The 10073-nt window shown below is 68.7% G+C and carries 10 protein-coding genes; 5 read left to right on the top strand and 5 right to left on the bottom strand.

Annotated features, from left to right (window positions below):
• On the bottom strand, positions 1–978 hold a 978-nt coding region (locus tag ABJI51_RS33165), incomplete at its 3' end, for a sugar-binding transcriptional regulator (RefSeq protein WP_348955002.1).
• A gap of 128 nt (positions 979–1106) precedes the next feature.
• On the opposite strand from ABJI51_RS33165, the gene ABJI51_RS33160 reads away from it, so the two are divergent.
• Genes ABJI51_RS33160 through ABJI51_RS33145 form a run of 4 tightly spaced genes read left to right on the top strand, consistent with a single transcriptional unit; the run spans position 1107 to position 5200 of the window.
• The gene (locus tag ABJI51_RS33160) at positions 1107–2111 is read left to right on the top strand and encodes a zinc-dependent alcohol dehydrogenase family protein (protein WP_348955001.1); all 1005 of its coding nucleotides are present in this window, start codon (positions 1107–1109) and stop codon (positions 2109–2111) included.
• On the top strand, positions 2098–3438 hold the full coding sequence (locus tag ABJI51_RS33155) for an ABC transporter substrate-binding protein (RefSeq protein WP_348955000.1): 1341 nt from the start codon (positions 2098–2100) through the stop codon (positions 3436–3438). The genes ABJI51_RS33160 and ABJI51_RS33155 overlap by 14 nt, the downstream gene beginning before the upstream one ends.
• Positions 3438–4370: a carbohydrate ABC transporter permease gene (locus ABJI51_RS33150; protein WP_348954999.1), complete on the top strand. Its 933-nt coding sequence runs from the start codon at positions 3438–3440 to the stop codon at positions 4368–4370. Before ABJI51_RS33155 ends, ABJI51_RS33150 begins: the two co-directional genes overlap by 1 nt.
• Positions 4367–5200, top strand: a complete 834-nt coding sequence (locus tag ABJI51_RS33145; protein WP_348954998.1) for a carbohydrate ABC transporter permease — start codon at positions 4367–4369, stop codon at positions 5198–5200. The genes ABJI51_RS33150 and ABJI51_RS33145 overlap by 4 nt, the downstream gene beginning before the upstream one ends.
• A 106-nt stretch (positions 5201–5306) precedes the next feature.
• Here the strand turns inward: ABJI51_RS33145 and ABJI51_RS33140 are convergent, their stop codons facing one another.
• The 4 genes from ABJI51_RS33140 to ABJI51_RS33125 form a co-directional block, all read right to left on the bottom strand.
• Entirely contained in the window at positions 5307–6305 is a 999-nt protein-coding gene (locus tag ABJI51_RS33140) for a hypothetical protein (RefSeq protein WP_348954997.1), read from the bottom strand.
• Between the two features lie 257 nt (positions 6306–6562).
• On the bottom strand, positions 6563–6757 hold the full coding sequence (locus tag ABJI51_RS33135; RefSeq protein ID WP_348954996.1) for a ferredoxin: 195 nt from the start codon (positions 6755–6757) through the stop codon (positions 6563–6565).
• A gap of 37 nt (positions 6758–6794) precedes the next feature.
• Positions 6795–7985, bottom strand: coding sequence for a cytochrome P450 (locus ABJI51_RS33130; protein WP_348954995.1), 1191 nt, complete (start codon positions 7983–7985; stop codon positions 6795–6797).
• A gap of 10 nt (positions 7986–7995) precedes the next feature.
• Positions 7996–9219: a cytochrome P450 gene (locus ABJI51_RS33125; protein ID WP_348954994.1), complete on the bottom strand. Its 1224-nt coding sequence runs from the start codon at positions 9217–9219 to the stop codon at positions 7996–7998.
• A gap of 178 nt (positions 9220–9397) precedes the next feature.
• On the opposite strand from ABJI51_RS33125, the gene ABJI51_RS33120 reads away from it, so the two are divergent.
• Positions 9398–10036: a TetR/AcrR family transcriptional regulator gene (locus ABJI51_RS33120; protein ID WP_348954993.1), complete on the top strand. Its 639-nt coding sequence runs from the start codon at positions 9398–9400 to the stop codon at positions 10034–10036.
• Positions 10037–10073 lie beyond the last annotated feature (37 nt).

Here is a 10073-nt window from a genome sequence, read left to right as displayed (position 1 = left end):
CACGACGGGGTTCTTGGCGGCCAGGGCCAGCAGGGGGACTGCCGCGGCCGCGTCGGTGATCAGCGTCGAGACCATGCCGGACCGGAGGACCGCGTCCACCGCGGCCGCCTTCGGGCGGCTGTAGCCGAGGGCGATCACCTCCGGGACCGCCATCAGCTCCTCGTGGCTGATCGCCAGGACGTGGTGGGCCAGGCCGGTCGAAAGCGCGTTCCCGGCCGCGTCGAACAGCCGGGCCGCGACCTCCGCCGTCGCCCCGCGGGCCGCGATCGCCGCGCGCTCGGCTTCGTCCAGCGCGTCGTAGACCGTCGACTCGCCCGGCTGCCACGCGCCGATGCTGACCACCGCCTTGGTCAGGTTGCGGAACTGGCCGAAGGTCTCCGCGATGCCCGGCTGCCGCCGCAGCGTCTCGGTCGTGCGGCGGTCGGGCAGCACCAGCGGGCCGAAGATCGGGTACGCGTCACCGCCGGACACCGACGTCACGCGGCTGACCGTCTCGACCGAGCGGCCGCGCATGTCCATCCCCGCCTGCACCCCGCACAGCTGGACGATCGGGCAGCGCGGCAGCGACCGGATCGCCTCGGTCATCGCGTTCACCGACCGCGCCCACGACAGCCCGATGACGTCCGACGGCGTCGCGATCTCCTCCAGCAGCCGGGCCGCGACCGCGCCGATCTTGCCGCGGACGACCTCCTTCGGCTCCCGCTCGGTTGAGCGGTCGAGCACCAGGGCGCGCTCCAGGCCGTACGCCGAGCGCACCTCGTCCGACAGCGCGAGGTCGACCGGCACCGGCAGCGAGAACTCGACCCTGACCAGGCCGGACTCCATGGCGGTGTCGAGCATCCGCGCCACCTTGAACCGGCTGACGCCGAACTCGTCGGCGATCTCCAGCTTGGAGCGTCCCTGCACGTAGAAGCGCCGGGCGACGGTGGCGAGCAGCATCGCTTCAGTGAGCGAAACAGCCTTACGAGAAGCGCTCATTTGAGCATAATAGCGCGAAATCCAGCCGAAAGGTTGACGTAACACCGACGTCAGACCTGTAATGCCTCCACATGTTCTCGACGCGATAGGTCAACGTTGCTCATATGAGCGCGAGGAAGGGGCAAGGCATGCGTGCCGCCATCGTCGACCGGCCCGGTGAGATCAGGGTCGGCGAGGTGCCCGATCCGAAACCCGCGGAACGCCAGGTCGTCGTCAAGGTCGGAGCGTGCGGCATCTGCGGCACCGACCTGCACATCGCGGACGGGCACTTCCCGCCCACCCCGTACCCGATCGTCCCCGGCCACGAGTTCGCCGGCGAGATCGTCGAGCTCGGCGCGGACGTGCCGGGCGAGTGGCAGGTCGGCGACCGCGTCGCCGTCGACCCGTCCCTGTTCTGCGGCTACTGCGGCCCGTGCCGCTCCGGCCACGGCAACCTCTGTGCCAACTGGAACGCGACCGGCGACACCGTCGACGGCGCCTTCGCCGAGTACGTCGCCGTGCCCTCGGCCAACTGCTACCGCATGCCCGACACGATGACCTGGGAGCAGGGCGCGCTGGTCGAACCCGTTTCCTGCGCGGTCCACGGCGTTCGGCGCGTCGGCGTCGAAGCCGGAGAGCGCTTCCTGGTCGTCGGCGCCGGGACGATGGGCCTGATCATGCAGCAGCTGCTGCAGCGCTCAGGCGCGCAGGTCACCGTGGTCGACCGCAACGAAACCCGGCTGCCGCGCGCGAAAACCCTCGGTGCCGTCGCGACCGCGCAAGACGTCGGCGAGCTGGACGGCGAGAAGTTCGACGTCGCCGTCGACTGCACCGGCGCCGCGCCCGCCATCGAAGCGGCCTTCGACTCGATCCGCCGCGGCGGCCGCCTGCTCGTCTTCGGCGTCGCCCCCGCCGAAGCGCGCGTCGCGCTTTCGCCGTTCCGCATCTACAACGACGAGATCACCGTCGTCGGCTCGATGGCCGTGCTGAACAGCTTCGGCGCCGCGCTCGACCTCGTGGCCGCCGGCGCGATCGACACGGACACGCTGCTCACGGACACGCTGCCGCTCGAGCAGTACCCCGAGGCGCTCGCGAAGATGCGCAGCGGCGCCGGGCTGAAGGTGCAAGTCCTCCCGGGAGGTGGCCGTGCGTAAGCTGCTGACACTGCTGGCGGCGACGTCCCTGCTGGTCACCGGCTGCGCGGGCGCCGGCTCGCTCGGCACCGGGACCAGCACGCTGGTCATCGCCATCGTGGCCAACCCGCAGATGAAGGACGCGATCGCGCTCGCGCCGGAGTTCGAGAAGGCCACCGGCATCAACCTGAAGTTCGTGTCGCTGCCGGAAAACCAGGTCCGCGCGAAGATCACGGCGTCGACCGCCACCGAGGGCGGCGAGTTCGACGTCGTCATGATCAGCAACTACGAGGCACCGCAGTGGGCGGCCAACGGCTGGCTCGAGAACCTCGAACCGCACATGGCCGCCACCCCCGGCTACGACGAAGGCGACTTCATCCCCAGCATCAAGCAGTCGCTGTCGTACCGGAACGAGATGTACGCGGTGCCGTTCTACGGCGAGTCGTCGTTCCTGGCCTACCGCAAGGACCTCTTCGAGAAGGCCGGGCTGACCATGCCCGCCAGGCCGACCTGGCCGCAGATCGCGGACTTCGCCGCGAAGCTCGACGACAAGGTCCACGGCGTCGCCGGAATCTGCCTGCGCGGCAAGCCGGGCTGGGGCGAGAGCCTCGCGCCGTTCACGACCGTGGCCAACACCTTCGGCGCGCAGTGGTTCGACAAGGACTGGAACGCCAAGCTGACGTCGCCGGAGTTCGCCGAAGCCGCGAAGTTCTATGTCAACCTGATCCGCGAGCACGGCGAAGTCGGCGCCTCCAGCGCCGGGTTCTCCGAGTGCGGCACGCGCTACACCCAGGGCCAGGCCGCGATGTGGTACGACGCGACGGTCATGGCGGGCACCAACGAGGACCCGGCGAGCAGCAAGATCGTCGGCAAGTCCGGCTACGCGCCCGCGCCGGTCGTGCGGACCGAGGCCAGCGGCTGGCTCTACACCTGGGCGCTCGGCATTCCCAAGGTCGCCAAGGACAAGGACGCGGCCTGGAAGTTCATGGCCTGGATGACCGACAAGGCGTACGTGCAGAAGGTCGGGCACACCTACGGCTGGAACCGCGTCCCGCCGGGCGTCCGCCAGTCGACGTACGCGATCCCCGAGTACGCCGAGGCGGCGAAGGCCTACGCGAAGCCCACCCTGGACGGCATCGCGGCCGCGAACCAGCAGAAGACCATGGCGAACCCGGTGCCCTACCCCGGCATCCAGTTCGTCGGCATCCCCGAGTTCCAGGACCTGGGCACGCGGGTGAGCCAGCAGCTGTCGGCGGCGATCGCCGGCCGTGAATCCGTCGAAGACGCGCTGAAGCAGTCCCAGGACTACGCGCAAACCGTGGGCGATTCGTACAAGGCGGTGCAGTGATGTCCACGCTGTCGGTCTCCACCCCCACGTCCGCTTCGCAGGTGAAGGTCGCGGAGAAACGCGGCCTGAGCACGGCGGCGAAGCGCCGGCTGCCGCTGCTGCCCGCGCTGGTCTTCGTCATCGCGGTGACGCAGCTGCCGTTCCTGCTCACCGTGTTCTACTCGTTCCAGTCGTGGAACCTGGTCCGGCCGGGCTCGCGGCACTTCGTCGGCCTGGACAACTACGTCGACGTCTTCAGCGACACGACGTTCCTGGTCGCGCTGCTCAACACGGTCGTGCTGACCGTGGTGTGCGTGTTCGTCGCGCTGCTGCTCGGCCTCGGCCTGGCGATCCTGCTCGACCGGAAGTTCTTCGGCCGCGGCGTCGTCCGGACGCTGCTGATCACGCCGTTCCTCATCCTGCCCGCGGCCGGCGCGCTGCTGTGGAAGACGACGATGTTCGACCCGACCTACGGGCTGCTGCACTTCGTCTTCGGCACCGACGTCGACTGGCTCTCGGAGTTCCCGCTGGCCGCGGTGATGGCGCAGGTCGTCTGGCAGTGGACGCCGTTCATGATGCTGCTCATCCTGGCTGGCCTGCAGAGCCAGTCCAAAGAGGTCCTCGAAGCGGCCAATGTGGACGGTGCGGGCCGCTGGCGGACGTTCGTCTCCATCACGCTGCCGCACCTGTCCCGGTTCCTGCAGCTGGCCACGCTGCTGGGCGCGATCTACATCGTGAACAGCTTCGACGCGATCTTCCTGATGACACAGGGCGGCCCGGGCACGGCGAGCACCAACCTGCCGTACTACATCTACCAGCGCGCGTTCGAGGGCTTCGACGTCGGCCAGTCCTCGGCGATGGGCGTGATCGTGGTGATCCTGACGATGATCGTCGCGACGTTCGCGCTGCGCCTGATGTTCCGCACGTTCTCGGTGAGCGGAGGAATCAAGTGACCACGGTTGCTCCCCGGAAAAGGCAGTACGGCAAGGGATCGCTGACCGTCGCGACCTGGGTGCTCGCGATCCTGTTCGTGTTCCCGCTGCTGTGGATGATCCTCACGGCGTTCAAGCAGGAGGCGGACGCCTACACCGACCCGCCGAAGCTGCTGTTCAGCCCGACGCTGCACCAGATCGGCAACGTCCTCGGCGGCAGCTTCCTGCCCTACCTCGCGAACTCGGCGTTCGTCACGGTGCTGTCGACGCTGCTGGTGCTGCTCCTCGGCGTCCCCGCGGCGTACGCGCTGTCCCTGGCGCCGGTGAAGGGGACGTCCAACGCACTCGGGTTCTTCCTGTCGACGAAGATGCTGCCGATCGTGGCGGCGATCATCCCGCTGTACGTGATCTCGCAGAACACCGAGCTGCTGGACACGGTGTGGGCGCTGGTCATCCTGTACACGTCGATGAACCTGCCGCTGGCGATCTGGATGATGCGGTCGTTCTTCCTGGAGGTCCCGCACGAGATGATCGAGGCGGGTCGCATCGACGGCGCCAACCTGCCGACACTGCTACGCAAGATCATCATGCCGGTGGTCGCCCCCGGCATCGCGGCAACGGCACTGATCTGCGTGATCTTCTCCTGGACGGAGTTCTTCTACGCGGTCAACCTGACGGCGGCCCGAGCGGGAACGGTCCCGGTGTTCCTGGTCGGCTTCATCACGAGCGAAGGCCTGTACTGGGCCCAGCTCTCGGCGGCGGCCCTGCTGGCCTCCCTGCCGGTGATGATCGTCGGCTGGATCGCCCAGAACCACCTGGTCCGCGGCCTCTCCATGGGCGCGGTCAAGTAACAGCCGTGGGGGGGGGGGGGGGGGGGGTTTACACCACGTCAAAACCAACACCCGCGCGGGGGGGCCCCCCCCCCGTGAGTGAGTAACAGTGTTAGAACACTGTTACTCACTCACGACAGGTGCGGCAGACCGGCTCCCGGGCGCCGGTGGGATCCCAGCCTTCGCGGATCAGGACTGTCCGGACCTCCGCCGCGACAGCGCACGGCGAGACGTGGACGTCTCGCCAGCCGTAGACAAGGCGGGCGCGACCAGCCAGTTCGGCCGCGTTGTCCCGGCGTCGGTCGCGGAAGGCAACGCCTCCGGTCGCGTGAGTGGCGCGACCGTCGAGCCGCACGGTGACTGCAGCTCCGTGGATGTCGTAGGTGACGTCCTCCCAGAGGGTCTTTCCATCCACGACGAACGGCGTCTGCCGGTCGCCTCGAGGTAGTCCGTGCTGCTCTTCGACCAGCTCCAGGTACTCAACCTCGAGGGCGGACATCAAGCCGTTGCCCACCAGGTCGAGTCCTCGGCGGATCGCCGTTCGGTACCGGTATGGAGGTCTCAGCCGGACACAATCCAGCACCGCCTGAAGCGGAATGGGACTACGGCTCACCAGGTCGACGATGAGCAACGTCGCGTCACGTGCGGTCTGCTGCGACACTGCCAGGTCGAGAATGGTGTCCGGGCCACGGGTACGTGGAAGCGTGGTGCCCACCGTCGTGTGTTGCAGTGCGCGTGAACGATGGACTATGACCAATGGGCGTTGCGAAACGGCCGAGCTGGTGTAGGGAACAGTGATCTCGACCGGCCGGTCGGTGACCGGGAGAAGCTGCCACTCCTCCGCGGCAGTGTGATGGCTGAGCACTGCGTGAGGGCCCCCGTAGAGCAGAGCGGCCCACAACATCGCAGACCGCGCGGGTGGCCCGGTGAAGGTCGCGTAGACACGAGGCAGCACGCGTTGCCAGCGTCCGGCCGCCAAGTTGGCCGAAACGGCGTCCGCGCTGTGGCCGTATGCACGGAGTTGCTGCAGGCTGATGATTCCGTGTTGTTCGGCCAGCAACGTCAGCCAGCCGGGTTGTGCTGCGCTGGGAATCTGGGTTGCCGACCAGCGGCAGTTCCGAGGCATGCACCCGACGATGCTGGCTCACAGCGTCGTGAAGCCTCCGTTCGCAGAATCTGTGGATAACCGAAGCCGATGTGGATAACTCGTCGACCGCGGTCCCAGGCTTGTCGTGAGTGAGAAACAGGGTTAGAACACTGTTTCTCACTCACGACAACCCGCGGGCGACCCACACCTGCCGGGAAAAGGCCGGGCGGGTGGTTGGGGGGGCCCCCACTGTGTTGAACACCAGGCCCCCCCCCCCCCCACACGCGGCGGCAGACCTACTCCTGCAGGGAAAGGGCCTGGCTGGGGCAGACGTGCACCGCTTCGCGGGCCTTCTCGACCAGCTCGCCCTGTGGCTCGTCGTCGAGCACGATGACCGTGCCGTCCTCGTCGCTCTGGTCGAACAGCGCGGGCTCGGTGAGCACGCACTGACCGGCGCCGACGCACTTGCCGGTGTCCGCGATGATCTTCATGGTCCTTCTTTCCTGTGGTGGGATGGCAGTCCGATCTCTACCAGGTCACCGGCAGCCGGTACAGGCCGTAAATATTCGCGTCGTCCTTGAACGGCAGGTCGGCCACCGCAGTGGCCAGCTTCAGCGTCGGAATCCGGCGGAACAGCGTGTCGAAGACGATCTGCAGCTCCATCCGGGCGAGGTTCTGGCCGAGGCACTGGTGCGGGCCGAAGCCGAAGGCGACGTGGTGGCGTGCGCCGCGCTCGATGTCCAGATCGTCCGGGTTCTCGAACGCCCGCGGGTCGCGGTTGGCCGCGTAGCCCAGCGCCAGCACGCCTTCGCCTGCCCGGATCAGCTGCCCGCCGATCTCCGCGTCCTCGACGCACAGCCGGGCCGTGGCGGCGTCGACGATGGTGAAGTACCGCAGCAGCTCTTCGACGGCGTCGAGCGTCTTGCCCGGGTCCGCGGTGATCTGCGCCAGCTGGTCCGGGTGCTCCAGGAGGGCGACCGTGCCGAGCGAGATCATGTTCGCCGTGGTCTCGTGCCCGGCCACCAGCAGCAGGAACCCGGTCGCGGCCAGCGCCGCCCGCCGGTAGGTGCCCTCTTCGCGCAGCTTGACGATCTGCCTGCCGAGCAGGTCGTCCGGCGGGTTGTCCTCCTTCGCGGCGATGAGGTCGCTCATGTACTCGCGCACGGCGTCGACCGCCGCCCGGCGCTCCGCGGGCGGGGTCGCCCGCTTGATCACCTTCGCCGTCTGGACCTGGAAGAAGCCGTGGTCGGCGTACGGCACGCCGAGCATCTCGCAGATCACCAGCGACGGCACCGGCAGCGACAGCGTCTCGACCAGGTCACCCGGCCGCGGACCGGCCAGGAGCGCGTCGATCCGCTCGTCGACGATCTCCTGGATCCGCGGCCGCAGCGCCTCCATCCGGCGCACGGTGAACTCGCCGAGCACGGCCTTGCGGGCGGGCCCGTGCTCGGGCGCGTCCATGGTGATCATGGTGCGCTCGTCGTCCGGCCGCCGCAGTCCCGGCACCAGCTGCGGGAAGTCCGGGTGCTGCCGGTCGGCGCTGAACCGCCGGTCGTTCAGCACGGCCCGGACGTCTTCGTGCCTGCTGACCACCCACGCCTGCTTGCCGTCGGGCAGCCGCACCCGGGTGACCGGGTCCTCCTCGCGGATCTCGGCGTACGCCTCCGGCGGCGCGAACGGGCACGTCCGGGTCATCGGGAACTCGTGTACCGCGGTCATGACGTCCCCCTCACCAGGTCACCGGCAGGCAGTAGAGACCGAAGACCGACGAATCGTGCTTGAACGGCAGCTGCTCGACCGGCGCGGCCAGCTTCAGCCCCGGGATGCGGCGGAAAAGCGTGTCGAAGACGATCTGCAGTTCCATCCGGGCGAGGTTCTGGCCGAGGCACTGGTGCGGACCGAAGCCGAAGGCGACGTGGTGCCGCGCGCCGCGCTCGATGTCCAGCTCGTCCGGGTTCTCGAACGCGGCTTCGTCGCGGTTGCCGGAGTAGCTCAGGCCCAGCACGCCCTCGCCTTCGCGGATCAGCTGCCCGGCGATCTCGACGTCCTCGGTGGCGACGCGCGAGGTCGCGAACTCAGCGATGGTGAAGTACCGCAGCAGCTCCTCGACGGCGTCGAGGGTCTTGCCGGGGTCGTTCTTGATGATCGCCAGCTGGCCGGGGTTCTCCAGCAGCGCGACCGTGCCGAGGGAGATCATGTTCGCCGTCGTCTCGTGCCCGGCGATGAGCAGCAGGAACGCCAGCGAGACCAGCGAGTCGTGGTCGGCCTTGCCGTGCTCTTCGCGCTGCTTGAGGATCTGGCGGCCGAGCAGGTCGTCGGCGGGCTCGGCCTCCTTCTCCGAGACCAGCCGGTCGAGGTACTCCTGCAGCTCGTCGACGGCCTTGGTCCGGGTCTCCTGGTCGATCTCCCGGTTGAGCATGGCCGAGCTGCGGGCCTGGAAGAAGTCGTGGTCGGCGTACGGGACGCCGAGCAGCTCGCAGATGACCAGCGACGGCACCGGCAGCGCCAGCGCGGAGACGAGGTCGGCGGGCTTCGGGCCGGCCAGGATCGCGTCGATGTGCTCGTCGACGATCTGCTGGATCCGCGGCTGCAGGGCCTTCATGCGCTTGACGGTGAACTCGCCGACGACCTCGCGCCGCGCCGCGCCGTGCTCCGGCGGGTCCATGTTGATCAGCGACGGCGTGAAGCCGCCCCGCCGGACCGGCCGTCCCTGCTTGGTGAGGATGGGGAAGCCGGGGTTGAACCGGTCGGAGCTGAACCGCGGGTCGGTGAGCATCTGCCGGACGTCCTCCAGCCGCGTCAGCGCCCACGCCTCGCTGCCGGACTGCAGCTTGACGCGGTGGACCGGGCCGGCTTCGCGCAGCTTCTCGTAGGCGGGCGGCGGCGCGAAGGGGCAGCTGCGCAGCAGCGGGAAGACGTCGTTCGTCGTGGTGGGTTCGGCCACTTCGGTCATTTCGGACCCCCTGAGTCAGGACGGAAAGTATGTGGAGGATTACATTCCGGTTCCCTGCCCACGGTACCGAAGCGGAAGGACATCGTCCACTAGCCAATGGGTGACTGCTTCCGGACCGAGTGGGTGGGCGCCTGGCCGTGCGAGAATCAGGCGCGCGATTCAGCGGAAGGCGAACGGCATGACGGCAGACCCCGAGACCACCCTGCGGGCGGACGCGCGGCGCAACCGCGACCAGATCCTGGCCGCCGCGAAGAGCATCTTCGCCGTCTCCGGGCCCGAGGTGCCGATGGAGGAGATCGCCCGCGCGGCCGGCGTCGGCGTGGGCACGCTGTACCGCCGGTTCCCCGACCGGGACGCGCTGATCCGCGCGGTCGCGATGGACAACTTCGAGCGCGTGCTGGTCGACGCGAAGAAGATCGCCGCGGAGGAGACGTCGTCGTGGCGCGCGCTGGAGCGGCTGCTGCGGCAGTCGGTGGAGCTGCAGCTGAGTGTCCAGCTGTCGATGGTGTCGCACCGGGCGCTGGTGATCCTCAAGAACGACCCGCAGGTCCGCGGCCTCCGCGACGAGATCCTGGAGGTCCTCGACGGTTTCGTCGCGGGCGCACAGGCCGAGGGCAGGCTCCGCATGGACGTCGCGGCGGGCGACATCGCGATCCTGTTCGCGACGCTGCTGCGCCAGATGCGCGCGAAGTCGGCGGACGTGGCGGAAATGGCGGCACGCCGCTGCGTCGGAATCATGATCGACGGCCTCAGCGCACAGCCGGGCAGCGAGCTGCCCGGGCGTCCGATCACTTCTCGTGACCTCGACCCGGACTGATTTCCCGGTTTTCCGTGTTAGGGTCCGCCTCGTTCTG

Source organism: Amycolatopsis melonis, from assembly GCF_040064235.1.
Lineage (GTDB): Bacteria > Actinomycetota > Actinomycetes > Mycobacteriales > Pseudonocardiaceae > Amycolatopsis > Amycolatopsis melonis.
This window is presented reverse-complemented; position numbering and strand designations above follow the sequence as displayed.